Below are 26,435 nucleotides of genomic sequence, written 5' to 3' on the forward strand. Positions count from 1 at the left end.
CTGATGCGCTCGTGGCGCGCCGTCCGGCGCGCAGGCGGGCGCGGATTTTTTCAACGCTGATATAGAAAGCCCATAACGAACATGGCCACCGTGACGCCCCGCGCGACCAATGAAAGCCTGCATCCGACGATCGGCGCTGCCCGGCTGACGCTCGGCAATCGCATCCTGCTCAGCTTCGGCGTGCTGTTCGTGCTGATGCTGGTGACAGCCGGCGTGTCCTACGAGCGCTTGCGTGCAATCAACAGCGAAGCCGTCAGCATCGAGCGCGATTCGCTGCCCGGCGTCTACCTCGCGTCGTCGCTGCGCGGCGCAGTGAATGAATCATTCATGCTGCTGCAGCAGGCGACGTTCGTCGAGACCGATCCCGAAAGCGTCCAGCGCGATCTCGCGAAGATCGCCGAAGTGGCGAAGGACATCGATTCGTTGTCGGTCGAGTACCAGAACTCGATATTCCGCGACGACGACCGGCAGCGCTTCGCGACCTTCCGGGGCACCTACGACCACTACCTGCCGCTGCTGAACGAAGCGGTGCAGCGGCACCGTCAATCGCACGACGACGCGGTCGCCGGGTATTCGAAGGTGCAGCCCGCATGGGCCGAGGTCGTGCGCAATGCGAATATTCTCGTGCAGGAAAACCGCAAGTTCGCCGATCAGTCGGCGAAGCTGATCCGTGAATCCGTGCAGGACACCGAGGTCGTGCTCGCGACCGCACTGGCGATCATGCTGCTGTCCGCGCTCGGGTTCGGCTACATGCTGTACCGTTCGGTCACCGTCCCGATGGCGCGGCTTGTCGAGGTGCACGACGTGATGCGTACCGGCAACCTGACGCGCCGCCTCGACCTGCGCCGCCGCGACGAATTCGGCACGCTCGAGACGGGCTTCAACCGGATGGCCGACGAACTGACCGAGCTCGTCGCGCGTGCGCAGCAGTCGTCGCTGCAGGTGACGACGTCGGTCGCCGAGATCGCGGCGACGTCGCGCGAGCAGCAGGCGACCGCGAACGAAACCGCGGCGACGACGACCGAGATCGGCGCGACCTCGCGCGAAATCTTCGCGACGTCGCGCGACCTGGTGCGCACGATGAACGAAGTGGCCGGCGTGGCGGAGCAGTCGGCCACACTCGCGGGCGTGAGCCAGAGCGGGCTCACGCGAATGGGCGAGACGATGCGCAGCGTGATGGACGCGGCCGGCTCGGTGAACGCGAAGCTCGCGATCCTCAACGAGAAGGCGCTGAACATCAACCAGGTGGTCGCGACCATCACCAAGGTGGCCGACCAGACCAACCTGCTGTCGCTGAACGCCGCGATCGAGGCCGAGAAGGCCGGCGAATACGGCCGCGGCTTCGCGGTCGTCGCGACCGAGATCCGCCGCCTCGCCGACCAGACGGCGGTCGCGACCTACGATATCGAGCAGACGGTGAAGGAAATCCAGTCGGCGGTATCGGCGGGCGTGATGGGGATGGACAAGTTCTCCGAGGAAGTGCGCCGGGGGATGCTCGACGTGCAGCAGGTCGGCGGGCAGCTGTCGCAGATCATCGCCGAGGTGCAGACGCTCTCGCCGCGCTTCCAGATGGTCAACGAAGGGATGCAGACGCAGGCGAACGGCGCGGAGCAGATCACGCAGGCGCTGTCGCAGCTGTCGGAGGCCGCGCAGCAGACGGCCGAGTCGCTGCGCCAGTCGTCGCAGGCGATCGACGACCTGACGCTCGTCGCGAACCAGTTGCGCACCAGCGTGTCGCGCTTCAAGGTCGACGCGTGACGCGCGCCGATACGCAGAACGGCGCGCATGCGCTGTTCCTGATGTTCGAGCTCGACGGCGAACGCTATGCGCTCGACGCGGCCGGCATCGACGAGGTGCTGCCGCTCGCGGTCACGAAGGCCGTGCCCGGCGCACCCGAATGGATTGCCGGGTTGCTGATGCGCGGCGGCCAGCCGGTGCCGGTGATCGACGTGCCGATGCTGGCGCTCGGGCGCCGCGCGCATGCGCTGCGCTCGACGCGGCTCGTGATGGTCCGCTACCGGGCGCACGAGGCGGGCGGCGAGCGCACGATCGGGCTGATCGTCGAGCGTGCGACGCAGACGATGCGGATCGACCGCGCGGCGTTTCGCGCGAGCGGCATCTCGACCGCGCGCACGCGCTGGCTCGGGCCCGTCGCGAATACGCCCGACGGCGTCGTGCAGCAGGTATCGGTTGCCGACCTGATCGACGACGTTGCACGCCTGTATCTGTTCGACGACGGCCTGCCGGGCCACGGGGGAGAATCCGCATGAAAGAGTCCGAATCGCGATTTCGCGGCTGGCTGCTGCGCGAGACCGGCATCGACCCCGATTCGCTCGGCAACGATTTCCTGACCCGCGCGCTGACGGAGCGCGTGCACGCGCTGCAGGCGGACGGCGAGCGCCTGTCGTCGGCGGCGCGGCCGCCCGTGACGCAGGACGCGCTCGACGCCTACTGGCAGCAGCTCAACGCATCGGCCGACGAACGGCGTGCGCTGATCGAGCTGTTCGTCGTGCCCGAGACCTGGTTCTTCCGCGACCGCGAGGCCTTCGCGACGCTCGCGCGGCTCGCGGCCGACCGGCTCGCGGCGCTGCCCGGCCGCGTGATCCGCGTGCTGAGCGCGCCGTGCTCGACGGGCGAGGAACCGTTTTCGGCGGCGATGGCGCTGCTCGACGCGGGGCTCGACCCGGCCAGTTTCACGATCGACGCGATCGACCTCAGCCCGCGCGCGATCGAGCAGGCGCGCCTCGGCTGTTACGGGCGCAACGCGTTCCGCGGCACCGCGACGGAGTTTCGCGCGCGGCACTTCACGCCGACCCGCGAGGGCTGGCTGCTCGACGAGCGCGTGCGCGCCTGTGTGCAGTTCAGCCAGGCGAACCTCGTCGACCCGGTGGCGGACACGGGCCTTCGCTACGATTTCGTGTTCTGCCGCAACGTGCTGATCTACTTCGATCGCGACGCGCAGGATCGCGTGATCCGCTCGCTCGGCGAGCGTCTTGCCGACGACGGCGTGCTGTTCGTCGGGCCGGCCGAGACGGGGGTCGCGATGCGGCACGGGATGCGCTCGGCGCGCGTGCCGCTGGCATTCGCGTTTCATCGCGAGCCCGCCGGCGCGGCGCCCGACGCCTACGCGGCCCGGCCGGCGGCACCGCTGTCCGTGGCGGCGGCGCCGTACCGGCGCGCGGAGCGCTTCACGGTCGCGCCGCCCGCGGCGACACGCCCGGTGCTGGCGGTCGCGCCGCCGGCCTGGCTCGGCGACGCGCGCGAGCCGTTCGCGGCGGCGCCGCCGGCCATGCCCGCGGCCGCGTTCGACGCACGGGCCGAGCTGCCGGCAGTGGCGGCCGAACCGGTTGCGCCCGTTGCCACGGGCGCGCCGCTGGCCGAAGGCCCCGCGCCGACGCTGGAAGACGCACAGGCGCTGGCGAATGCCGGCGCGTTCGACGAGGCCGAGCGCGTGCTCGCGCAGTTCTCGGCGCGCGTCGGGCCGCATGCCGATGCGTTCTACCTGAACGGGCTGATCGCGGATGCGCGCGGACGCGCATCGGAAGCCGGCGATTTCTACAGGAAGGCGCTGTACCTGCGGCCCACGCATCACGAAGCGCTGACCCATCTCGCGACGCTGCTCGACGTCGGCGGCGATCGTGCGGGCGCGCAATGGCTGCTCGAGCGTGCACGGCGCTCGGCCGGCTGACAAGACTACGGTTGGGGACCGACACCGCGATGACCAGAGGAATTCATGAACCGCGCCGCCGCTGCCTTTGACGAGACGACGATCGACGTCGACGATTGCTGGAACCGGATCGGCACGCGCGGCGACCGCACGTGCGAGCGGCTGAACGAGTGCCTGCGCTGCCTGAACTGCCCGGTGTATGCGTATCACGCGGCGAAGCTGCTCGAGCGCCCGCTCGGCGGGGCGGAGATGGCCGACGCCACGCGCCGGATGAGCGCGCGCGGCGCGCCGCACGTGCGCGACGCCGACGCCGATACGCGCCATGCGGCGCTGGCGTTCCGCGTGGCCGACGAATGGCTCGCGCTGCCGATCGGCGTGCTGCGCGAGATCGCCGGCACGCGGCCGATCCATTCGCTGCCGCATCGCCGCAATTCGGCCGTGCGCGGCGTGGTCAACATCCGCGGCACGCTGCGCATCGCGATCTCGATCGGCGCGCTGCTCGGACTCGATGTCGGCAAGGGCGGCAAGGGCGGTAAGGGCAGCGACGACGGCCGCTTCACGCGGCTGCTGGTCGCCGCGCACCAGGGCGAGCCGGTCGTGTTTCCGGTCGACGAAGTCGAGGGTGTGTTGCGTTTCGGCGCATCCGACTGGGTGCCCGTGCCGGCCACGGTCGGGCGCGCGAGCGCCGGCCTGTCGCGCGGCGTGCTGTCGTGGCGCGGCAAGTCGGTGGGCCTGCTCGACGACGACCGCCTGTTCGACGCAGTCACACGGAGCATGCGATGAGCGGCGATGACGACCTGAGCCACCTGTCGCTGCTCGAGCTGTATCGCGAGGAGACGCGCACGCAGACCCAGGCGCTGTCCGAGCGGCTGCTCGCGCTCGAGTCGGGTGAGCCCGATTCCGTCGCGCTCGAGGCATGCATGCGCGCCGCGCATTCGCTGAAGGGGGCCGCGCGCATCGTCGGCGTGCCGCTCGGCGTCGACATCGCGGGGCGGATGGAGGAGTGCTTCGTCGCCGCGCAGGCCGGCACGATCGCGCTGACGGCCACGCACGTCGACGTGCTGCTGGCGGGCGTCGATTTGCTGGTGCGCGTCGGCGATCCGCAGGCGCAGCCGGTGACGCAGACGGAGATCGACGTGTTCGCGGCGGCGCTCACGGGCGCCGACGGCGCGCAGACGATGCAGGTGTCGGGCGCCGTCCCGCCGCAGGCGCCGCCGACGGTCGTGCCGTATCGCGAGCACGACGGTGCCGCGAACGAGCCCGTCGGGGCGAGTGCCGCGGTGCCGCCGCTTGCGGTCTCCGGCGCGGTGCCCGATCCGGTCCAGGCCGGCCGCGTGGCCGGCGCCGGCGCGATGCGCCGCGTGCGCGCGGATACGTTGAACCGGCTGCTGAGCCTGTCCGGCGAATCGCTGGTCGAATCGCGCTGGCTCAAGCCGTTCGCCGAATCGATGCTGCGCGTGAAGCGCGCCCAGCGCGACGCCGCCCGGTCGCTCGATTTGATGTACGAACAGTTCGCCGACGATCTCGACGCGGGCATGCTCGCGTCGATGAACGAAGTCCGGCACATGCTGAACGACCTGCAGCGCTCGCTCGCCGAGCGCATGGACGAATTCGACCGCTTCGAGCGGCGCAGCACGCATATCGCCGAGCAGCTGTACGACGAGGCGCTGCAATGCCGGATGCGGCCGTTCGGCGACGCGACGCGTGCGTATCCGCGCATCGTCCGCGATCTCGCGCGTTCGCTCGGCAAGCAGGTGCGTTTCTCGATCGTCGGCGAGGGCACGCAGGTCGACCGCGACATCCTCGACCTGCTCGACGCGCCGCTCGGCCACCTGCTGCGCAACGCGATCGACCACGGCGTCGATTCGCCGGAGGCGCGGCGCGCGCGCGGCAAGCCGGCCGAGGCGAGCGTGACGCTGGAGGCGCGCCACAGTGCCGGCTCGCTGCTGGTCAGCGTGATCGACGACGGCCCGGGCGTCGACATGGACGCGCTGCGCGCGGCCGTCGTGCGCCAGCGCCTGACCGACGACGAGACGGCCGCGCGGCTGTCCGATCCCGAACTGCTCGAATTCCTGCTGCTGCCGGGTTTCTCGATGCGCGATGCGGTGACCGACGTGTCGGGCCGCGGCGTCGGCCTCGACGCGGTGCAGGAGATGGTGCGCGGCGTGCGTGGCGCGGTGCGGATCTTCAACGAGCCGGGCGCGGGCATGCGTTTCGTGCTGCAGCTGCCGCTCACGCTGTCGGTGATCCGCAGCCTGCTCGTCGAGGTCGGCGGCGAGCCGTATGCGTTCCCGCTCGCGCACGTGCGCCGCACGCTCGAACTCTCGCACGACGATATCGACGTGCTCGAAGGGCAGCCGCATTTCCCGTTCGACGGCCGGCGCGCTGGCCTCGTCGCCGCGCATCAGCTGCTCGACGCGGGTGAGCCCGACGTCGCGCGCACGAGCACGGCGGTCGTGGTCGTCGGCGGGGAGCCCGAGCTGTACGGCGTCGCGGTCGACCGCTTCCTCGGCGAGCGCATGCTCGTCGTGCAGCCGCTCGACAGCCGCCTGCACAAGATCCAGAACATCGCGGCCGGCGCGCTGCTCGAGAACGGCGATCCGGTGCTGATCGTCGACGTCGAGGACCTGATCCGCTCGGTCGACAAGCTCGTGCGCGGCGGGCAGCTCGCGCGGCTCACGCGCGACCCGCAACTGGCGCTGGCCGACCGGCGGCGCCGCGTGCTCGTCGTCGACGATTCGCTGACGGTGCGCGAGCTCGAACGCAAGCTGCTGGAGAAGCGCGGCTACGACGTGACGGTCGCGGTCGACGGGATGGAGGGCTGGAACGCGGTGCGCAGCGATGCGTTCGATCTCGTCGTCACCGACGTCGACATGCCGCGCATGGACGGCATCGAGCTCGTCACGCTGATCAAGGGCGATCCGATGCTCAAGCGTGTGCCGGTGATGATCGTGTCGTACAAGGATCGCGACGAGGATCGCCGTCGCGGGCTCGATGCGGGCGCCGACTACTACCTCGCGAAGAGCAGCTTCCACGACGAGGCGCTGCTCGACGCCGTGCACGACCTGATCGGGGACGCGCGAGGATGAACATCGGCATCGTCAACGACTTGCCGCTAGCCGTGGAGGCGCTGCGCCGCGTGATCGCGCTGCGCACCGACCATCGCGTGCTGTGGGTCGCGACCGACGGCGACGAGGCGGTGGATTTCTGCGTCGCGCATCCGCCCGATCTCGTGCTGATGGATCTCGTGATGCCGAAGGTCGACGGTGTCGCGGCGACGCGCCGGATCATGGCGCGCGCGCCCTGCGCGATCCTGATCGTGACGGCGAGCGTCAGTGCGAACACGTCGTCGGTCTACGAGGCGATGGGCGCGGGTGCGCTCGATGCGGTCGACACGCCGACGCTCGCGCTCGGGCTGTCGGCCGATGCGTCGCCGCAGGCGCTGCTCGCGAAGATCGACCAGATCGGCCGGCTGCTCGAAAGCCGTTCCGCGGCGCTCGTGCCGCCGGGGCCCGCGCCCGAGCGCGGCCAGCCGACGCTCGTCGCGATCGGCGCATCGGCGGGCGGGCCGACCGCGCTGACCGCGCTGCTGCGCGCGCTGCCGGCCGACTTTCCGGCGGCGATCGTGATCATCCAGCATGTCGACCAGGCGTTCGCGCTCGGGATGGCCGAGTGGCTCGACGGCTATACGCGGCTGCCGGTGCGCGTCGCGCGGCAGGGCAGCGTGCCGCAGGCCGGCGAGGTGCTGCTCGCGGCGACCAACGATCACCTTTACCTGTCGCCGCGCGGCGTGCTCGGCTATACGCGGCATCCGGTCGAGACACCATACCGGCCGTCGATCGACGTGTTCTTCAACAGCGTCGCCGACGGCTGGCAGGGCGAAGCGTTCGGCGTGCTGCTGACGGGCATGGGGCGCGACGGCGCGCTCGGCCTGAAGGCGATGCGCGCGAAGGGCTGCCACACGATCGCGCAGGACGAAGCGACGAGCGCCGTGTACGGAATGCCGAAGGCGGCTGCCGCGATCGGGGCGGCGTCGGCGATCCTGCCGCTCGAACGGATCGCGCCCCAGCTGATCTCGCGCATCACGCGTCCGCTGCGCGACTGACGGCGTTCAACGGGCCGGCGACGCCGTCCCGTTCCGCTGCGCCGTCGGCCGCATTGCGGGCGGCGCGGGGCGTCGCGTACTCGCGTACAATGGCGGCCTGCGGAGATGGCATGCCTCCCTGCGGTCGTACGCGGCGCGTTGCGCACGGTGCGGCCCTCAACCGCCGGTAAGCCCGGCTGATGATGCCTGCGTGTTCCTGGGTCGTCAGGAGGTCGCAGGCCGTCCATGCGGTATTCTGCCGCCCAGGTTTTGATGTTCCGTCGAATCTGGAAATCATGTTCTTCACGACTTCTGCCGATCTACTCGCGACCGTGCGCTACGTGTGCCGCTGGCTCGCGCTCTCGGCCCTGCTTGGCGCACTGGCCGGCACGGCTTCCGCCTTGTTCCTGATCGCGCTCGACTGGGCGACCGGCACGCGCGTCGCGCATCCGTGGCTGCTGTGGGGGCTGCCGGCGGCCGGTTTCGCGACCGGCTGGATCTACCATCGCTTCGGCCAGTCCGTCGCGCGCGGCAACAACCTGCTGATCGACGAGATCCACGACCCGAAGGCGCTCGTGCCGAAACGGATGGCGCCGCTCGTGCTCGTCGCGACCGTCGTCACGCACCTGTTCGGCGGCTCGGCCGGCCGCGAGGGCACGGCCGTGCAGATGGGCGGCGCGCTCGCCGATCGCGTCACGCACGTGTTCCGTCTCGATCGCGAACATCGCCGCGTGCTGCTGATGGGCGGCATCGCGGCCGGTTTCGCATCGGTGTTCGGCACGCCGCTCGCGGGCGCCGTGTTCGGGCTCGAGGTGCTGGCGATCGGGCGCGTGCGGTATGACGCGCTGCTGACCTGTGTCGCGTCGGCGATCGTCGCGGACGTCGTCTGTCGCGCGTGGGGCGTGCATCACACGGCCTATGCGATTCCGTTCGTGCCGGCCGTGTCGGCGACGGGGCTGGCCGTGACGGTCGTCGCGGGCGTGGCGTTCGGCGTGGTCGGGCGGCTGTTCGCGTTCGCGACGCATGCGCTGACCGCGTGGTTCCGCCGCGTCATCCGTTATGCGCCGCTGCAGCCGGTGCTCGGCGGCCTGCTGGTCGCCGCGGCTGCGACCGCGTTGAACGTGCCGCAGTATCTCGGCCTCGGCATCCCGACGATCGAGGCCGCGTTTCACGGCCCGTTGCCGCTCTGCGACTTCGCAGGCAAGTTCGCGTTCACCGTTGTCACGCTCGCGTCGGGGTTCAAGGGCGGCGAAGTGACGCCGCTGTTCTACATCGGCGCGACGCTCGGCAACGCGCTCGGCCAGGTGCTGGCGCTGCCGGTGCCCGTGCTCGCGGGGCTCGGCTTCGTCGCGGTGTTCGCGGGCGCGGCCAACACGCCGATCGCGTCGACGATCATGGCGATCGAACTGTTCGGCGCGGACATCGGCGTGTATGCGATCGTCGCGTGTGTCGTTGCGTATCTGTTCTCGGGGCACGCGGGGATCTATCGCGCGCAGCGCGTGGCGGTGGGCAAGGGCGCGCAGGCCGAAGCCGAATGACACGGGCGAGGCAAGGCGATGCGGTTTCCCGCCTTCATGCGCCTGAACTGCAGGCGGTTCTCGAGCGACGGCGCGCCCGACTGCGTGGCGGGCGACATCGAACGCTTTATCGTGGCGTCGATGCCGTCGAGTGAACACGATCCGTGTCCGGTCGCGGGCGGCGGCCCGACGCATCCATGCGGCACCCGCGGTGCCGGAAACCGGGAGCACGACATTCAATGACGCTGGAAGACTTTCTGATCGAAGCGCGGCGCCTCGCCAGGCCATGCCGTCAATACCGCTTCGCGAGTGGCGGTGAACCCGTCACCGGCTACTGGCATGGCGTTGAAGCAGGCGCGCCGTGCGTCTCCGTCGAGCGGGACGGCATCTGGCTGAACGTGTATCTCGACGAAGGCGGGACATCGGGCCGCGTGGAACCCGCCGCGCAACCCGTGCGGTCGGAACGCCCGCTGTGCCGATCCGACGCGACGTCGCTCCCGCCGGTCGAAGCGGTGTTCCGCTTCGGCTCAGCTGCGATCGACGCCTATCTCGACGCGCACGGCTGGCAACGCGACTGGGGATTCAACGGCAACTTCAGGGGTATCGCGGCACACGACTACGAGCGTGAGTGGATGGCGCAATGCCCGCTCTACACGGGCGGGGTGGTCGCCGTCTCGGGCGGGTGGAACATGCACTGGCCCGACGACGACGAACCGGTCGATCTCGATCTCGTCCTCTGGACGTTCGAGGAAGCGGAGCCGTGGGTCGAGGTGTTTTGCGACGGCGGCCGGTACTCGGTGATCCAGCGGATCACCTAGCGCGCCGGCATCCGTTACGGCTTGGGCAGGCGCGCGACATGGCGCGCCAGCAGTTCCTCGATATCGATGCCCTTTTCGGCCAGCAACGCCGTGACGACACCGTTCAGTTCGCCGAGCGTTTCCTTGACCGATTCCCGGATCGTGTCCACGACCACCTGCGTGCTGCGCTCGATCTCGATGTTGACCGTGTCGTTGACGCCTTTCGCATCGAAGGTCGTCGCGCGTCGCGTTTCGGGAATCAGCCAGACGTCGAACCAGCCTTCGTCGCGGTTGACGTCGGACACCGTCAGGCTGCAGCCGTTGATCGCGATATAGCCCTTCGCGAACACGTACCGCTTGAATGCGTCCGGCACGCCGATGCGCACCATCCGGTTATGTTCGGACGATGCGATGTGCCGGATGGTCCCGGTGAAGTCGACATGGCCGGACAGCGGATGCCCGCCGATTTCCGCGCCGTCCTTCGCGGCCCGCTCCACGTTGATCCGCGCGCCTGTCGTGAGGTCGGCCAGCGTGGTGATTTTCAGGCTCGGCAGCATCACGTCGAAGTCGATCAGTTCCGGCGAATGGATGGTCGTCACCGTCAGGCAGACGCCGTCGACCGAGACGCTGGCGCCGATCTCGATGTCGTCGGTAAACCGTTCCGGGAATTCGATGCTGAAGGTTCTCAGTTCCCCGTGGTCGGCGATGGTCTTGATGGTGGCAACGCCCTGGACAATTCCTGTAAACATGGTCGATCCCTTGTCGCAAACTTGCTGGCCCACATGATAAGGGATACCGGAAGAGGCGGCCTTGCGGCGCGCGGCTTCCGGAGGGGCGGGCGGAATTCGCGGCCGAAAAAAAAGGCCGTGCACCTGGCACGGCCTCGATCCGGATCCATTTGTCGACGCGCGCCGGCGGTGATGACCGCACCACCGGCGCGCGTCGCGCTTTTTTGCATCACGCCTCGGCCGGCTCGCCGAGCGGCCCGGCACGATCGTCGGCCGCGCGCCGCGGCGAATCGGCGAGCCCCTTCGCGAGTTCCAGCGCCTGCCGCTCGAACAGCCGGCGATAGATGCCGCCGTCGATGCGGATCAGCGCGTCGTGGCTGCCTTCCTCGATCACCTTGCCGCGGTCGAGCACCAGCAGCCGGTCGAGCGCGCGCACGGTCGACAGCCGGTGTGCGACCACCAGCGTCGTGCGACCGACCATCAGCCGCTCCATCGCCTGCTGGATCAGCAGCTCGCTTTCGCTGTCGAGGCTCGACGTGGCTTCGTCGAGGATCAGGATCGGCGCATCGGCGAGGAACGCGCGCGCGATCGCGACCCGCTGGCGTTCGCCGCCCGACAGCTTGATCCCGCGTTCGCCGACCAGCGTGTCATAACCGTCCGGCAGCGCGGCGATGAAGTCGTGCGCGCTGGCGAGCCGCGCGGCGCGCTCGATGTCGGCCCGGCTCGCATCGGGGCGTGCATACGCGATGTTCTCGGCGAGCGTGCGGTGGAACAGCACGGGCTCCTGCTGGACGATCGCGATCTGGCTGCGCAGCGAATCCTGCCGGACCTGCGCGATGTCCTGGCCGTCGATCGTGATGCGGCCGCCCGACACGTCGTACAGGCGCTGGATCAGCTTGATGAACGTCGTCTTGCCCGACCCCGAGTGGCCGACGAGGCCCACCCGCTCTCCCGGCGCGATGCGCATCGAGAAATCGTCGTACAGCGGCACCGGATGATTGCCGTAGCGGAACGTCACGTGCTCGAAGCGGATCTCGCCTTGCCCGATCCGGATGGCCGGCGCGCCGGGACGATCGTCGATGCCGAGCGGCTGGCGTTCGAGCGCGACGAGTTCTTCCATGTCGTTCACCGAGCGCTGCAGGTTGCGGATGTGCATGCCGACGTCGCGCAGGTAGCCCTGCAGCATGAAGAACATCGTCAGCGCGAACGCGATGTCGCCGACGCTCGCCTCGTCGTTTGCCCACAGCCGCAGCGCGACGCCGATCATCGCGGCCTGCATCGCGACGAGCATCGCGCCCTGCAACCCGCCGTTGAGCGTGCCGCGCACCCACGTGCGGCGCGTGCGTTGCCGCCACTTGCCGATCACGCGGGCGAGCCGCGCTTCCTCGCGCGTTTCCGCGCCGAACGCCTTCACGACCGCGTTGCAGCTCACGGCATCGGCGAGCGCGCCGCCCATGCGCGTATCCCACAGGTTGCCGAGCCGGGCGGCCGGCGCGACGATGCCGAGCGACACAGCAACCGTCACCGTGATGTACAGCAGCGAACCCGCGCCGACGACGAGGCCCATCACGGGCCAGTGCGTGCCGAGCAGCACGGTTGCGCCGACGAGCATCGTGACCGACGGCAACAGCGCGATCAGCACGGTGTCGTTCAGCAGGTCGAGCGCCCAGATGCCGCGCGTGATCTTGCGCACGGTCGAGCCCGCGAAACTGTTCGCGTGCCAGTCGGTCGAGAAGCGCTGCACGCGATGGAACGACGCGGCCGCGATCTCGCTCATCATCTTCAGCGTGAGCGTGATGATGTTCAGGTAGACGCCTTGTCGCAGCACCGTCGCGCCGAGGCCGAGCGCGGCGAGCGTGCCGAATGCGACGAGGGCCGCATGCCACGCGGCGGCGCGGTCGGTCAGCCCGGTCGACAGCGCGTCGACGAGGCGGCCGGCGAACAGCGGCGTGAGCACGTCGGCGAGCGCGGCGAGCAGCGCGAGGCTCGCGACCGTGGCGGTGCGTGCCGGCTGCTTGCGCCAGTAACGGAAGGTGAAGCCGAAGACGGCCTGGAATGCCTGGCCGCCCAGATGGGTGGTTTTTCTGGTCATGTGTCGTTGCCCGGCGCATCGCGCGACGGGACTTTCCGGTTGGGCGAACATCGAAAACGCAACAGCCGGGCCGCGCGGAAACCGTGCGGCGAAACGAAACGGGGCTGTCGGGAAACGGCGCGGCTGACGGGTTAGCGGAAAACTCGGGAGCCGGCGCGGACGGCGGGCTGGATCAGCTGCGCCGTGGGACCACGTTCGGGAAGGATGCTGGCATTCGGAACATCTGCACCTCCCCTGAAGTGAACGGTTGAAAGGACGCCGAAAAGACGTGGAAATGATTCTATCAGCAGCGCCGGGCGCCCTGCAACGTCTGACGATTGCGGCGTTGCAGCGTCGATACGGTTAGTATTCAGGGCTTCGGCCCTTCTTTTGCGGGCCTTCCACAGTGCGGCAGCGCAGGGGCCGGCACACGCATCGATTACACTTCGACGTTTGCGGCGCACCGCGCCGAGACCCTCGCAGATTCACCACGATACATTCCTGAGGAAACGATGAGCGACGTTCAGCAAGGCATCCTGACCCCGATCGATACGGCGGCCCGATACCTCACTTTCACGATGTCGAACGACGGCAATGTGGCGGCGGCGCTGGCCGCGCTGCGCGAGATCGTCGACGGACGCGACACGGTCGTCGGGTTCGGGCATGCGCTGGCGGCGCACCTCGGGCACCCGGTGCCGGGCCTGACCGGATTCCCGGCGTTCGCGGTGAAGGACCGCACGCTGCCGGCGACGCCGGCCGACGTGTGGGTCTGGCTGCGCGGCGACGATCGCGGCGAGATCGTGCTGCGCGCGCGGGCGATCGAACGCGCGCTGGCGCCGGCGTTCGCGTTGCAGGATGCGGTCGACGGTTTCCGCTATTCGAACGATCGCGACCTGTCCGGCTACGAGGACGGCACCGAGAACCCGGAAGGCGACGAAGCCGTGGCCGCGGCAATCGTGACCGGGCAGGGCGCGGGGCTCGACGGTGCGAGCTTCGTCGCGGTCCAGCAATGGCTGCACGACTTCGAGCAGATGGAGCGCATTCCGTCGGGCGACATGGACAACATCATCGGGCGCCGCCGCTCGGACAACGAAGAACTCGACGACGCGCCCGAGTTCGCGCACGTGAAGCGCACCGCGCAGGAAAGCTTCGAGCCCGAAGCGTTCATGCTGCGCCGTTCGTCGCCGTGGTCGGACGCGCGCCGCGCGGGCCTCTACTTCGTGGCGTTCGGCTGCTCGTTCCGCGCGTTCGACGTGCAGATGCGCCGGATGAGCGGCGCGGAAGACGGGATCGTCGACGGCCTGTTCCGCTTCACGCGGCCATTGACGGGCGCGTATTTCTGGTGCCCGCCGATGAAGGACGGCAAGCTCGACCTGTCCGCGCTCGGACTGTAAGCGCCTGACGGTGTCGACGAACGGGGGGCCGCGCATCGTGCGCGGCCCCCCGTTTCCTTTTGCGCGGCGCTCGTGTGTCGTGTGCGTTGCGTGTCAGTTCAACGTCGTGTCGATCCGCGTGCCGCGCTTGATGAACTGCGTGACCGGCGTCTTCTCGCAGATTTCGGCGAGGCGCTGGCGTTGCGCATCGTCGAGCGGGCCGTCGAGCGTCACGACACGGCGCACGTACTGCGTGCCTTCGCGATCGGCGTGCAGCTCGGTGCGCACGTCGATACGCGCGGCCGGCCACGCCTTGCGCTGCATGTACATGCGCAGCGTCGCGGCCGTGCATTGCGCGAGGCCGGCCAGCACGAATTCATAGGGCGCCGGCCCGCGATCCTGGCCGCCCTCGCGTGGGGCTTCGTCGCCGGTCAGCGCGTGGGTGCCGGCCTGAAGCTGGACGACGTAATTGGGCGCATCGGCGTCGAGGACGGCGGCGGCGTGGATGAGCGACATGGCAAGTCTCCGGTCAGCGGGAAAAGGAAAAAGGGAATAAGGGAGCCGGGAAGCGGAAAGTGGACGCCGCGCGGCGGCGCGCAGCCGTCAGCATACCGCTCCGATGGCGATGGCGATGGCGATGGCGATGGCTACGGCTACGGCTACGGCTACGGCGCGCGATGCGGCTACGCGTCCGCGCCGCCGGCACTGCTGCGCACGAGCGCGGCGATGCGCTCGCGTACCCACTGGTGCGCACGATCGGCGTCGCGCGATTCGTGCCAGTACGCGAGGAGCGGGAACGGCTTGAGCCGCAACGGCAGCGGCCGCACGACGATCGGCAGCATCGCGGCCATCCGCAACGCATAGGTGTGCGGCAACGTGACCAGCAGGTTGCCGGTCGCGGCGATCTGGCACGCGGCGAAATAGTGCTGACAGGTGAGCCGGATATCGCGAAAGCGGCCGTCGTTGCCGAGCAGCACGTCGAGCGATTGCGGCTCGCCGAGCGACGACACCGCGACATGCTGCGCCGCGAAATAGTCGCCGCGCCGCAACGGCTCGCGCGCAAGCGGGTGATCGCGGCGCAGTGCGACGACGAGCGAATCGTCGAGCAGGTGTTCGGTGGCGATGCGCGGGCCGGTCGGCACGCGGCGATCGACGGCGAGATCGAGATTGCCCGATGCGAGTTCGCGTTCGATCCCGGCTACCGCGATGCGCCGGCTCACGAGCCGCAGGCCCGGCGCTTCGTCGGCGAACGCCGCGACGATCCGCGGCAGCGCGATCGATTCGAGCACGTCGCGAATGCCCACCGCGATGCTCAGGTCGAGCGTCGCGGGATCGAATGCCGACGGTGCGCGCGCGGTGCCTTGCAGGCCCTTCAGGTGCAGTTGCACGTCCGTGATGATCGAGCGCGTGCGTTCGGTTGCGACCACACGGTTGCCCTGGCGCACGAACAGCGGATCGTCGAAATGCGCGCGCAGCCGGTTGAGCGCGTGCGTGACGGCCGGCTGCGTGAGATGCAGCGCGCGGGCGGCCGCGCCGATGCCGCCATGCACGTAGACGGCGTCGAGCACGCGAAACAGGTTCAGGTCGAGACGATGGTCGGCGGGCACGGGGCGCGGGTGGCGTTGTGAATGGTGGAGCGATTCTAAAGGATGCGCGGGCAACGGATACGCGGGCTTTCCTGCGTGGCGATCGGCGGCATTGAATACATGGGAATATCGTTTGCGCCGATATTCGGCGGTGCATTTATCCGGATACCCGCCGCAATTCGTCGTCATGAAAATGCGCGGATTTCGATGCACATGATCGCAACAATTGGCGATATCGGCCCGTGCAATTCCGCACCGGCCCACCAGCAACCCCTGGCAGCCTGTAGTAATCCGCCATCATGCTGTCCACCTCGGCCATTTCGCGCCAAAGCCGCGACCCGTTCGGCTAAGATGCCGTCGCTTCATATTTCGGGATAGCCGTCCTGTCGCACGCATTCAAACCAAATATAAGCCTGACAGTTCGACGGTATTAGAAGAAGTCGAAACAAGTCGGGGGCTTGGCCAGTGAATGCAGCAGATCAGAGATGGGTCGTTATCTATTTGAGTACGGGGTTTTCGTTGGCCCAGGCCGCGCGTATTGGCGAGGCTTTCAATCTGGCGAATCGCCTGCACGCATACAGTGCTGACTACCAGTTGAAGTACGTATCCGAAAGCGGGGGGCTGTTGCAGTCGTCGTCCGGCGTGAGCATCGCTGCCGATCCGCTCGGCGACGAGCACGGTCGCCGAGCGCTCGCGTTCTTTCATCTTCACGGCGACCGTGCGGCCGTCAATTGGGACGACGCATTGCAGCGTCGCCTCACCGACATCCGCCGCCACGCACGCTGGATCGTCGACGCGATGGACTTGCCGACGCTCGCGGCCATGCAGCGACCGTCGGCGGCGATCGAAGGGCGGCCGGGCCGGGCCGGCCGCCGGGTTGCCACGACGGTCGAGTTGCAGGCCGGCGAAGCCGACGTGTTCGCCGCGGTGCTCGACATGTTCCGCGTCGATCTCGGCGACGGCGCCGCGCAGGAGATCGCCAGCAACATGCTGCGGCCGGTCGAGCAACGCTATGCGCAGTCGATGTGGGCCTTTCGCGAGCTGAGCGCGAGCCCGTCGATCCGGATGTCGGCGCAGCGGCTGCGCGCGCAGAGCGTGAACCGCATCTCGATCGCGAACGCCGCGCAGGCCGCCGCGATGAGCGAGCGCAATTTCCTGCGGCGCTTCAAGAAGGAGATCGGCGTGACGCCGACCGAATTCGTCCAGCACGTGCGGCTCGAGCGCGCCTGCCACATGCTGGTCCACACGACGCTGCCGGCCGACAAGGTCGCGCGCCGCACCGGGTTCGGCAGCGGCGAGCGGCTCGCGAAGCTGTTCCGCCAGCGCATGCTGATGTCGCCGACCGAATATCGCGTCTCCGAGCGTGAACGGATCCTCACCCGCGGTGCGCCGACACCCGATGCGCACGGGGAGGCCTGCGACGGTGCCGGGGAGCCATGCGCCGCGTGCGCCGCCGCGCGGGAAAAAAAAGGACGGATACCCGTAGAATCGTCCTGTCGCGATTTCGATCCCCGGTTTCCATGTCCTTCCTCCCCACCACCGCCACAGCCCCTTTCTGCCCGTCGGAAGTAAAGGGCAGCATCACGATCGATGCCGGCGCGCCGCGCTGGCAGAAGCTCAAGCGCTTCTTCGGCCCCGGCCTGCTGGTCGCGATCGGCTACATGGATCCCGGCAACTGGGCGACCGACATCCAGGCCGGCTCGCAGTTCGGTTATTCGCTGCTGTGGGTCGTCGCGTTCTCGAGCCTCGCGGCGATCTTCCTGCAGATGCTCGCGGCGCGGCTCGGCCTCGTGGCGGGCAGGGATCTCGCGCAGGCCAGCTACGACCGCTACGGGCGGGTCGGCCGCATCGTGCAGTGGGTGACCGCCGAGGTGTCGATCATCGCGTGCGACATCGCGGAAGTCCTCGGCTGCGCGCTCGCGTTCAAGCTGCTGCTCGGCGTGCCGCTCGCGTGGGGGATCGTGCTGACCGCGCTCGACACGGTGATCGTGCTCGGCCTGCAGGGCAAGGGGTTCCGGCAGATCGAGGCGATCGTGCTCGCGCTGATCGCGACGATGGCGTTCTGCTTCGTCGCGCAGGTCGCGATCACGCCGCCCGACTGGCACGCGGTGGCCGGCGGGCTGGTGCCGGGCGATCCGGGCCACGACCGCAAGGACGCGATCGTGCTCGCGCTCGGCATCGTCGGCGCGACGATCATGCCGCACAACCTGTACCTGCATTCGTCGGTCGTGCAGACGCGGCGCGTGGTCGGCGGGGCGCGCGGGGTGATCCGCGACACGCTCGCGCTGGTGCGCATCGATACCTGCGTGTCGCTGTTCGTCGCGATGCTCGTCAACGCGGCGATCCTGATCGTCGCGGGCGCGGCGTTCCATGCGACGGGCCAGCACAACGTGACCGACATCGAGCAGGCCTACAACCTGATTACGCCGATCGCGGGCGGCGCGGCCGCGTTGCTGTTCGGCATCGCGCTGCTCGCGTCGGGGCAGAGTTCGACGCTCACCGGCACGATCGCCGGCCAGGTGATCATGGACGGCTTCCTGCATACGAAGATTCCGTGCTACCAGCGCCGGCTGATCACGCGCGGGCTCGCGCTCGTGCCCGCGCTGATCGGCGTGCTGTGGCTCGGCGACGGCTCGGTCGGGAAACTGCTCGTGTGGAGCCAGGTGCTGCTGAGCCTGCAGCTGCCGTTCGCGATGTGGCCGCTGATCCGCTCGGTCAGCGATCGCAACACGATGGGCGAGCACACGATCGGGCGCGGGATGCAGGCCGCCGCGTGGGCGCTGTTCGTCGTCATCACCGGTACGAACCTGCTGCTGATTACCGGTGTCGCGGGCTGATACAGCCTGTCACAGGCTGACACAGTCGCGCGGCGCGCATGCGGTAAACTGCGGCCTTTCGATCGTCGTCCGAAGTCCGTTATGTGGAGTGAAATCAGCAACATCGGCGATGCCGCGCTGACCTTGCCGATCGCGCTGACCTGCGCGGCCTGGCTCGCGCTGACCGACTGGCGCCTCGCCGCCCGCTGGGGCGTGCTGCTCGCCGCCGGCATGAGCGTCGTCGGCGCCACGAAGATCCTGTATGCCGGGTGCGGCATCGAGCTTCCGCAATTCGATTTCCGCGTGATCAGCGGCCATACGATGCTGTCGACGTCGGTGTGGACCGTCGCGCTGTCGATGCTGTGGCAGGCGTTCCGGCCGGGCAAGGTGCCCGGCATCGCGGCCGGGCTGGCCATCGGCGCGGTCACGGCCGTCGCGCGGGTGTTCGATCATTCGCATACCGTTCCTGAAGTGATCGTCGGCTGGATGCTCGGCGCGCTGGTCGCGCTGGTGTTCCTGCGCGGCTACGACGGTGTGCGGCAGCGCGCATTCTCGCCGCGCGTCGCGGCCGTCTGCCTGCTGCTCGTGTCCGGCATCGCGTACGGGCACCGCGCGCCGTTCCAGCAGATGATCGACACGCATTCGCCGCAACTCTGCGCGTTCGTGCGCGCGCCGTCAGGCGACGGCTTCTGACGGTCGCCGGCCGCGGCGCCCCGGCGCCGCTTTCCTGCCGCATTCGCCCGGCGGTTGCACGATTCCACGCCGCCCGTCTTCCCGATTGCTTCCTCGCCTGCGCGGAACCCGACCCTCGCCATGACACGATTCGACGAACCGGCCGGTCTGCGTGACCGGCCGCGCCGGCTTGCGCGTGCGTGCCGATACGCGAAGGTCATGAGCCCAGCCTATGACCGGGCATAACGAAGATTCATTTCATCGATCGGCGGCATTCGCGTACGCTGGCTGTCGTTCAACCGGGGCGGGCTGCCCGGCGTGTCCGGCGCGCGTCATGCTCTTCTCGATATACTCGCGGAAACCGTGCGGCGCCTCGTGATGGCGGCGAAGGGTCAACCGGCCCGCGCTGGCGGGAACCGGCACGGAACATCCGTCGCGGCAGCGTTCCGCGACGACGATTCACGATAGGAGCAGGTCACATGACAGTCGTTTCTTCGCGCCTTGCCGGCAAGTGCGCATACATCACGGGCGCCGCAGGCGGCCTCGGCCGCGCGATCGCGCGCCGGATGGTCGAGCAGGGCGCGCGCGTGTTCGTGACCGACATCGCCGACGCGGCGGTGCTCGACGCGTTCGCGCAGGAACTCAACGCGGGCCATGCGACGCCGGTCGCGTTCGCCGCGACGCAGGACGTGCGCGACGAAGCGCGCTGGCAGGCGCTGCTCGCGCAGGCGGTCGACGCGATGGGCGGGCTGTCGGTGCTCGTCAACAACGCGGGCGTCGGCTCGATCGGCTCGCCCGCGCAAATCGAGCTGGACGAATGGCGGCGCGTGATGGCGATCAACGTCGAGAGCATCGTGCTCGGCTGCAAGCATGCGCTGTCGTATCTGGCCGAGAGCCATCCCGCGTCGATCATCAACATCTCGTCGGTCGCCGCGTTCAAGGTCGAACCGGATTTCACCGCGTACAACGCGTCGAAAGCTGCCGTCGCATCGCTCACGAAGTCGGTCGCGATCGACTGCGCACGCCGCGAGCTCGACGTGCGCTGCAACTCGATTCACCCGGCGTTCATCCGCACGGGCATCGTCGAGCCGCTGTTCCAGACGCTCGGCGAACGCGACGCGACGCGCAAGCTCGCGCGCGGCATTCCACTGCGCCGGCTCGGCGAGCCGGACGACGTCGCGCACGCGGCCGTCTATCTCGCGTCCGACGAGAGCCGTTTCGTGACGGCCGCCGAACTCGTGATCGACGGCGGCATGTGCGCGGTCTGACGCGCATCCCGAACCACAACGATTGGAGGAGAACAGCATGTCGACACCCGTGAACCGCCAGCTGCTGCTGAAGACGCGCCCGGAAGGGCGGGTCGGCCGCGAACATTTCTCGCTCGTCGAAGCGCCCGTGCCGGCGCTCGCGGACGGCGAGGTGCTCGTGCGCGTGCTGTACCTGTCGATGGACCCGACCAACCGCGTGTGGATGAGCGACGTGCCGCAATACCTGCCGCCGGTGGCGATCGGCGAGGTGATGCGCGCGCTCGGCATCGGGCGCGTGGTGGCGTCGCGCAACGCGGGTTTCGCGGAAGGCGATCTCGTGCAGGGGCTCGTCGGCTGGCAGGACTATGCGGTCGTGCCGGCCGACCAGGCCGCGCAGCTCGTGAAGCTGCCCGCGCAGTCGGGCCTGCCGCTGCCGACGCTGCTCGGTGCGTGCGGGATGAGCGGGCTGACCGCGTACTACGGGCTGACCGACATCGCGCCGGTGCAGCCGGGCGAGACGCTCGTGGTGTCGGCAGCGGCCGGATCGGTCGGCTCGATCGCCGGCCAGATCGGCAAGATCCACGGCGCGCGCGTGGTCGGTATCGCGGGCGGCGCGGACAAGTGCCGCTACCTGACCGAGACGCTCGGCTTCGATGCGGCCGTCGACTACAAGGCCGACGATTTCCGTCAGCAGCTGAAGGCCGCGACGCCGGACGGCGTGCACGTGAATTTCGAGAACGTCGGCGGCGAGGTGATGCGCGCGGTACTGTCGCGGATGGTGATCGGCGGGCGCGTCGCGCTGTGCGGCGTGATCTCGAACTACAACAGCGGCCGGGCGGCGGACGACGTCGGCGTGCTGATCTCGAAGCGGCTGACGATGCGCGGCTTCCTGATCCTCGACTATCGCAAGAGCCGCGAGGCCGTGCAGACGCTCTCGGGCTGGCTGCGCGACGGCCGGCTCAAGGCCGAGGAGACGGTCGCAGACGGTCTCGAAAACGCGCCCGACGTGCTGAATCGCCTGTTCGACGGCGATCATCGCGGCAAGCTCGTGCTGCGCGTCGATCCGGACGCGTGAGCGGCCCGCGGCTCGGCGTGCGATGTCGTTCGCACGCTGCCGCGAGAGGGTGTCGACCGCGAGGCGTTCGATCAATCGCGCCCAAGTTTCGGACTTGTCTCATGTATTGTCGGGGCGTGTCTCCCTAAAGTGATTGCCAGCAGATGGCGGCGTGATGACGCTCGCGGCAGGTGACGCGACGGGCGCCGTGGCGCCCGTCGTGATCCGCATTCGTCATCCGTGACGGCGCGCGTCGGCAGGGGCGTGGCACGTGGCCACGCGTTGCGTCATTCGTTCTGTTCGGCGCGTGCGTAGATGTCCCAGCTCGCCATGAACAGCGCGGCGACGAGCGGCCCGATCACGAAGCCGGTGATGCCGAACAGCGCCATCCCGCCAAGCGTCGAGATCAGCACGACCCAGTCGGGCATCTTCGTGTCCTTGCCGACGAGGATCGGGCGCAGCAGGTTGTCGACGAGACCGATCACGCCCACGCAGAACGCGACGAGGATCGCGCATTTCCACACCGCGCCGATCATCAGGAAGTAGAGCGCGGCCGGCACCCAGACGAGGCTCGCGCCGATCGCGGGCAGCAGCGACAGGAACGCCATCAGCGCGCCCCACAGCACGACGCCTTCGATCCCGAGGATCCAGAAGATCAGGCCGCCGAGCGCGCCCTGCACGAGCGCGACCGCGATGTTGCCCTTCACCGTCGCGCGCACGACCGTCGTGAACTTGGCCAGCAGCAGGTTCTTGTGCTCGTCGTCGAGCGGCAGCGCGCGGCGCACGCGGCGGCCGATCTCGCCGCCGTCGCGCAGCAGGAAGAACACCATGTAGAGCATCACGCCGAAGCTCACGACGAACTGGAAGGTGTTCTGGCCGATGCTGAGCGCCTGGGTTGCCGCGAGCTGGCTGATCTGAGCGGCGCCATCGGTCAGCTTCTTCTGGATGCCCGGGAGGTTGCTCAGGCCGTATTTCTGCAGCAGATGCTGGATCGACGTAGGCAGCGCGTGGATGATGTCCTGGAAGTACTGCGAATAGTTCGGCTGCGCGGTCTTGATTTCCTGGTACACGTACGCGATTTCCTGCACGAGCGTCGCGGCGACGAACACGAGCGGCAGGATCACGATCAGCACGATCAGCGACAGCGTCACGAGCGCGGCGAGGTTGCGCCGCTTGCCGAAGCGTGCGGCGAGCCACCGCTGCACGGGCTGGAAGAGGATCGCAAGTATGGTGCCCCAGAACACGGCGCCGGAAAACGGCGTGAGAATCCAGCAGAGTCCGACGGTGACCGCGGCCAGCAGGAAATAGAAGAATTTTTGGTGGTCGTGTCCGCTATCCATGGATGACATTCGCGCAGATTGATGCGTGGTTTGATTGAATCTCGTTGCCCCGTGCGCGATCGGTTCCCGATCGTCACGGGTTCACGGCGCAACGCGCTGCGGGCGGCCATCCGCCGGGCGGCCCGAACCGGAGTATGCCCGCAAAGGTGCCGCCATCATAGCGGCTGCGCGCGGCACATGCGAAAACGCCGCGGCCGGGGCCGCGGCGCTGCCGGGAAGCAAACGCGGCGCAACGCCGCGTGTCGCATCGTCAGATGTTGAGCTTCGTGACCTTCGTGCCGTTCACCGACAGGTCGCCCATCAGGCCGGCGTTGGTCAGGATCAGCACCTCGACCGGTGCGGTGGCCGTGTTGGAGTCGACCGCGCCGTTCGCGCCGACCTTCACGACCGCGACCGACGCGTCGGCGCCGGCCGACCAGCCTTCGGACTTGCGGAACGAGTCGAGCGCATCCTGCGTCATGAACAGGAACACGACCGCCTTCGACTGCGCGCCGGCCTGCAGGCCGACCGACAGCGACGACGTGTTGTAGTAGCCGACCGTGCTGCCGCCGACGCGCAGCGCGCCGTTGCCGGACTGGCCACCGACGATGAAGCCGGCCTGCAGCACGCTCGGGAACACGAGCACGCCGCGCGATTTCGCGACGAGTTCACGCGAGCCCGGCACCGTCGAATAGAGGCGCGAGAGCGTCGCGTTGACGCTGGCGTCGATCGACTGGCGCTTCGACGCGCTGGCCGCGGCGCCTTCCGGCTTGTCCGGCGTGGTCGTGCAGCCGGCGAGCGCGAGGCTGCCGAGCAGGACGGCGGCGGCGGCTTTCATGGCAAAGGTCTTCTGCATGGCGTTTCTCCTTCTTTGTCTGATTGAGGACGGGCGGGGCGGGCGGCGGGACGGCCGGCTCCGTTCAACGGCGGGCAAGGAGCAGGCCCGCAACGAACGCGAGGCCGGCAACGACGCCGGCGGTTTGCCACGGGTTGTCTTGCACGACCTGCGACACGCGTTCGGCGGAATCGCGCAGCCGGGCGGCTGCGCTGCCCGACGCATGGTCGAGCGCGCCGCGTGCTTCATCGAGCCTGGATTGCACGCGCTTGCGCAGCGCGGCGATATCGCCGTCGCCGTCGTTTTTCAGCAGATCTTCGAGTTCATCGACCAGCCCGCGCAGATCGTCGGTGACGTCGGCATGCAGGTCGCGGGCGGCCGAGCGCGTCGTGCGTCCCACGCGCCGGCCCGTGCGACGAATGTCGGACAGGCCGCGGTCCAGCTTGTGTTCGATCGAGTCAGTGAGCGCCATGGTGTTTATCCTCCTTCGATTCAAGGCCAATTTGAAGATAAGACGAATCCCAGCAACTAATGTGATTCACTTGGCCCGGTTGAGTTTCGAGACAAATTTTCAATTCGTTGGCGGATTTGCCGGGAAGCCCCGCCACGCGGGGCCGCGCGAAGATTGAAAAAATTCTCAAATGGGCGAAACGCGTGCAACAAGAAGCGATACGAAGTGAATGTCCGGTAAATATGGCGTCGCCCGGGGTACCAGGTAAATAGTGCCATTGCAGGCGATGGGCTGATGCAAATGCACTAATCGACGCTGTACGGGCGAGCAGGGTTTGTGCCTGCGGCCGTCATTCGCGAGCCGTTGTCCAGTGCAAGGTCGACGACGACGGGATCGTGGTCCGACGATCGATACGCGTCGGGTGCGTAATAGGACGACCGATGTGCGGCCGTTTTGTAATCGGGCACGGGTTGCAGTGCAGACGGTTCATCGGCGTTGATGTGCCAGACGTGTACGGCTTTGACGCGCGCGGTCAGGGCCGGCGTCGCGAGTGCGTGATCGAGGCTGCCGGCCTCGCCGCGAAATACGTAGCTGTACGCAGTATCGCCGACGAAGCGCGCCACCAGATTCGCGTAGCCGCGCGATTCGAGCGCGCGAACCGGATCTTCCTTCGCATAGCTGTTCAGGTCGCCGACCAGCAGTACGCCATCGGCCGCGGCGCCTGTCGGCGATCCGGCGAGCCAGCCGGCGATGCGCACGGCGGCCCGCGTGCGCGCCGCGTTCCAGCAGCCCTGGCCGTCCGACCGGTCGAGATCGGCGCCGGTCGCGTTCGGGCAGTTCTTCGATTTCAGGTGATTGACCGCGACCGTCAACGCGCGCGTGCCGCCGACGCGCCGGAATGTCTGCGCGAGCGGCGGGCGATGCCGGCTGCCGAGCGAGACGGTCGCGGCGCGGCCGACCGGCTCGACCGTGCGGCTGTCGTACAGCAGCGCGACCGTGATTGCATCGCGGCCGAGCCGCGCGGTGCCCGGATCGACCGCGCGCCAGCCTTCGCCAAGCTGCGCGGCGAGACGCCGCACGGCGCTCGTGTCGCCGAGGCCATTGTTCGCGATTTCCATCAGCCCGATCACGTCGGCTCGCAGCGCGCGCAATGCCGCAACGATCTTCGCCTCCTGCCGCGCGAACACGGCGGGCGTTTTCGCTCCTCGGCCGGCCGGGGCATCGAATCCGCCGCCGTGCCCGTCACCATTGAAATAGTTGAATACGTTGAACGACACGATGCGCGCGTCGGCATCGGGATGACGGGCCGGCGCATCGGTACGCGGGTTCGAGGCGGCATCGAAGACCGGCGCCGCGCCGGCAATGGGTTGCAGCCGCCATGCGCCGTAGCGCAGTTCGAGCACACCCTCGACATCGCGCACCGTGTAGCCCGCGCGCAGCGTGTTGGCGGCGCTGAGCGCGGGTGGCGGATAGCGCACGGTTGCGGGATCGCGGCGGTTCGAGCCGTCGTCGAGCACGATGCGGTTGCGTGCGTTGGCTGCCGCGAGCGTGGCGGCCTCGGCCGGCGGTGCGACGTGGGTCGGGATGCGCAGCCGGCCGTGGCTGAGGACGACGCTGCCGTAGCGGCCGAGCGCGTGGGTATCGCTGACCGTCAGCGTTTGCGGCAGGCGCACGCGCATGCCTTCATGCGCGGCCAGCACGGATAACGTGGCGACCGGCAGCGTAAGCGTCGCCGGGGTGACGGTCTGCCCGCTTGCGCAGACGGTCATGTCGCCCGACAGTGTGAACTGCGTCCGGCCGTAGCGCTCGTCGACGCGGCCCGTGAGATGCACGAGATCGCCGGCTTTCGCACGCGCGTTCGGTGCGTACACGAACACGCCTTCCGGGACGCCCGGCCGGTGCCGTCGCTGCGCGTCGGCCTGCTGGACGAAGAAGCCGCCCAGGCCGTCGGCGCCGGTGAATGCCGCGGTGACGACCGCTTCGATCGAGGTCGTTTGCCCGGCCAGCGGCGACGGGCCGCCGGCGCCGCGGAGGTCGGCAATCGGCGTGGTTGCGCCGCCGCAGCCGGCGCTGACCGGCGGCGCGGCCGCGGCGGGCCCGGCGAAGAGGACGAAGAGGGTGGAGAGGACGAAGAACGCTGCAACGGCAGGCGGCGAAAGCAGGCGTGACATGGGGCGGTCCACAGGAAGAAAATCCGACGATTCGGGAAAGCATCTTG

The 26,435-nt window shown here is 68.8% G+C and carries 23 protein-coding genes, 1 pseudogene and 1 riboswitch; of the genes and pseudogenes, 16 read left to right on the forward strand and 8 right to left on the reverse strand.

The features are described from left to right. The first annotated feature begins 81 nt into the window (after window positions 1-81). From VK92_RS19595 to VK92_RS19635, 9 genes are all read left to right on the forward strand, one after another. Window positions 82-1,758 (forward strand): methyl-accepting chemotaxis protein, encoded by a 1,677-nt coding sequence (locus tag VK92_RS19595; protein ID WP_042973283.1) that lies wholly within the window; start codon window positions 82-84, stop codon window positions 1,756-1,758. Next, window positions 1,755-2,270, forward strand: a complete 516-nt coding sequence (locus VK92_RS19600) for a chemotaxis protein CheW (protein WP_048022196.1) — start codon at window positions 1,755-1,757, stop codon at window positions 2,268-2,270. The genes VK92_RS19595 and VK92_RS19600 overlap by 4 nt, the downstream gene beginning before the upstream one ends. After that, window positions 2,267-3,688, forward strand: a complete 1,422-nt coding sequence (locus VK92_RS19605; protein WP_048022198.1) for a CheR family methyltransferase — start codon at window positions 2,267-2,269, stop codon at window positions 3,686-3,688. Before VK92_RS19600 ends, VK92_RS19605 begins: the two co-directional genes overlap by 4 nt. A gap of 45 nt (window positions 3,689-3,733) precedes the next feature. Further along, complete coding sequence (locus VK92_RS19610; RefSeq protein WP_048022200.1) at window positions 3,734-4,450, forward strand: chemotaxis protein CheW; 717 nt, start codon at window positions 3,734-3,736, stop codon at window positions 4,448-4,450. Further along, a complete protein-coding gene (locus tag VK92_RS19615; protein ID WP_048022202.1) occupies window positions 4,447-6,756 on the forward strand; it encodes a hybrid sensor histidine kinase/response regulator in 2,310 nt (769 codons plus the stop codon). The genes VK92_RS19610 and VK92_RS19615 overlap by 4 nt, the downstream gene beginning before the upstream one ends. Next, a complete protein-coding gene (locus VK92_RS19620) occupies window positions 6,753-7,772 on the forward strand; it encodes a chemotaxis response regulator protein-glutamate methylesterase (RefSeq protein ID WP_048022204.1) in 1,020 nt (339 codons plus the stop codon). The genes VK92_RS19615 and VK92_RS19620 overlap by 4 nt, the downstream gene beginning before the upstream one ends. A 92-nt stretch (window positions 7,773-7,864) precedes the next feature. Further along, a riboswitch (Fluoride riboswitch) is annotated at window positions 7,865-7,968 on the forward strand. A 79-nt stretch (window positions 7,969-8,047) separates the two neighbouring features. Beyond that, window positions 8,048-9,289, forward strand: coding sequence for a voltage-gated chloride channel family protein (locus VK92_RS19625; RefSeq protein ID WP_048022206.1), 1,242 nt, complete (start codon window positions 8,048-8,050; stop codon window positions 9,287-9,289). Window positions 9,290-9,307: 18 nt separating this feature from the next. Continuing rightward, window positions 9,308-9,511: a hypothetical protein gene (locus VK92_RS42535; RefSeq protein ID WP_197092530.1), complete on the forward strand. Its 204-nt coding sequence runs from the start codon at window positions 9,308-9,310 to the stop codon at window positions 9,509-9,511. Beyond that, window positions 9,508-10,086, forward strand: a complete 579-nt coding sequence (locus VK92_RS19635; RefSeq protein ID WP_048022211.1) for a hypothetical protein — start codon at window positions 9,508-9,510, stop codon at window positions 10,084-10,086. The genes VK92_RS42535 and VK92_RS19635 overlap by 4 nt, the downstream gene beginning before the upstream one ends. A 14-nt stretch (window positions 10,087-10,100) precedes the next feature. Here VK92_RS19635 and VK92_RS19640 read toward each other — a convergent pair whose 3' ends face one another. Both VK92_RS19640 and VK92_RS19645 read right to left on the reverse strand, forming a co-directional pair. Continuing rightward, entirely contained in the window at window positions 10,101-10,814 is a 714-nt protein-coding gene (locus VK92_RS19640; protein WP_048022213.1) for a riboflavin synthase, read from the reverse strand. Between the two features lie 208 nt (window positions 10,815-11,022). Further along, window positions 11,023-12,885, reverse strand: a complete 1,863-nt coding sequence (locus VK92_RS19645; protein ID WP_048022215.1) for an ABC transporter ATP-binding protein — start codon at window positions 12,883-12,885, stop codon at window positions 11,023-11,025. Between the two features lie 491 nt (window positions 12,886-13,376). Here VK92_RS19645 and VK92_RS19650 point away from each other — a divergent pair, with 491 nt between their 5' ends. Beyond that, complete coding sequence (locus tag VK92_RS19650; protein WP_021157611.1) at window positions 13,377-14,258, forward strand: Dyp-type peroxidase; 882 nt, start codon at window positions 13,377-13,379, stop codon at window positions 14,256-14,258. Between the two features lie 93 nt (window positions 14,259-14,351). Here VK92_RS19650 and VK92_RS19655 read toward each other — a convergent pair whose 3' ends face one another. Both VK92_RS19655 and VK92_RS19660 read right to left on the reverse strand, forming a co-directional pair. Next, on the reverse strand, window positions 14,352-14,753 hold the full coding sequence (locus VK92_RS19655; RefSeq protein WP_048022217.1) for an OsmC family protein: 402 nt from the start codon (window positions 14,751-14,753) through the stop codon (window positions 14,352-14,354). Between the two features lie 167 nt (window positions 14,754-14,920). Further along, on the reverse strand, window positions 14,921-15,844 hold the full coding sequence (locus VK92_RS19660) for a LysR family transcriptional regulator (RefSeq protein WP_048022219.1): 924 nt from the start codon (window positions 15,842-15,844) through the stop codon (window positions 14,921-14,923). 498 nt (window positions 15,845-16,342) lie between these two features. On the opposite strand from VK92_RS19660, the gene VK92_RS19665 reads away from it, so the two are divergent. The 6 genes and pseudogenes from VK92_RS19665 to VK92_RS43040 all read left to right on the forward strand — a co-directional run. Continuing rightward, window positions 16,343-17,395 (forward strand): helix-turn-helix domain-containing protein, encoded by a 1,053-nt coding sequence (locus VK92_RS19665; protein WP_048022221.1) that lies wholly within the window; start codon window positions 16,343-16,345, stop codon window positions 17,393-17,395. Further along, complete coding sequence (locus VK92_RS19670) at window positions 17,344-18,660, forward strand: Nramp family divalent metal transporter (protein ID WP_042973617.1); 1,317 nt, start codon at window positions 17,344-17,346, stop codon at window positions 18,658-18,660. Before VK92_RS19665 ends, VK92_RS19670 begins: the two co-directional genes overlap by 52 nt. 81 nt (window positions 18,661-18,741) lie before the next feature. Then, the gene (locus VK92_RS19675) at window positions 18,742-19,332 is read left to right on the forward strand and encodes a phosphatase PAP2 family protein (RefSeq protein WP_048022223.1); all 591 of its coding nucleotides are present in this window, start codon (window positions 18,742-18,744) and stop codon (window positions 19,330-19,332) included. Between the two features lie 458 nt (window positions 19,333-19,790). Further along, entirely contained in the window at window positions 19,791-20,579 is a 789-nt protein-coding gene (locus VK92_RS19680; protein WP_048022225.1) for an SDR family oxidoreductase, read from the forward strand. A 37-nt stretch (window positions 20,580-20,616) separates the two neighbouring features. After that, on the forward strand, window positions 20,617-21,633 hold the full coding sequence (locus VK92_RS19685; protein WP_021157603.1) for an NADP-dependent oxidoreductase: 1,017 nt from the start codon (window positions 20,617-20,619) through the stop codon (window positions 21,631-21,633). A 145-nt stretch (window positions 21,634-21,778) separates the two neighbouring features. Beyond that, window positions 21,779-21,856 (forward strand): annotated as a pseudogene (locus VK92_RS43040) (thioesterase); the annotation flags it as partial. A gap of 43 nt (window positions 21,857-21,899) precedes the next feature. On the opposite strand, the gene VK92_RS19690 reads toward VK92_RS43040, so the two are convergent. The 4 genes from VK92_RS19690 to VK92_RS19705 all read right to left on the reverse strand — a co-directional run bounded on the left by VK92_RS19690 (window position 21,900) and on the right by VK92_RS19705 (window position 26,388). Continuing rightward, entirely contained in the window at window positions 21,900-22,952 is a 1,053-nt protein-coding gene (locus VK92_RS19690) for an AI-2E family transporter (RefSeq protein WP_042973615.1), read from the reverse strand. 250 nt (window positions 22,953-23,202) lie between these two features. Continuing rightward, the gene (locus VK92_RS19695; RefSeq protein WP_021157601.1) at window positions 23,203-23,787 is read right to left on the reverse strand and encodes a BPSL1445 family SYLF domain-containing lipoprotein; all 585 of its coding nucleotides are present in this window, start codon (window positions 23,785-23,787) and stop codon (window positions 23,203-23,205) included. A gap of 64 nt (window positions 23,788-23,851) precedes the next feature. Continuing rightward, a complete protein-coding gene (locus VK92_RS19700) occupies window positions 23,852-24,238 on the reverse strand; it encodes a DUF883 family protein (protein WP_021157600.1) in 387 nt (128 codons plus the stop codon). Window positions 24,239-24,522: 284 nt separating this feature from the next. Next, window positions 24,523-26,388: an ExeM/NucH family extracellular endonuclease gene (locus tag VK92_RS19705; protein ID WP_048022228.1), complete on the reverse strand. Its 1,866-nt coding sequence runs from the start codon at window positions 26,386-26,388 to the stop codon at window positions 24,523-24,525. Window positions 26,389-26,435 lie beyond the last annotated feature (47 nt).

It is taken from the genome of Burkholderia sp. LK4, from assembly GCF_001043615.1.
In the GTDB taxonomy this organism is placed as follows: domain Bacteria; phylum Pseudomonadota; class Gammaproteobacteria; order Burkholderiales; family Burkholderiaceae; genus Burkholderia; species Burkholderia cepacia.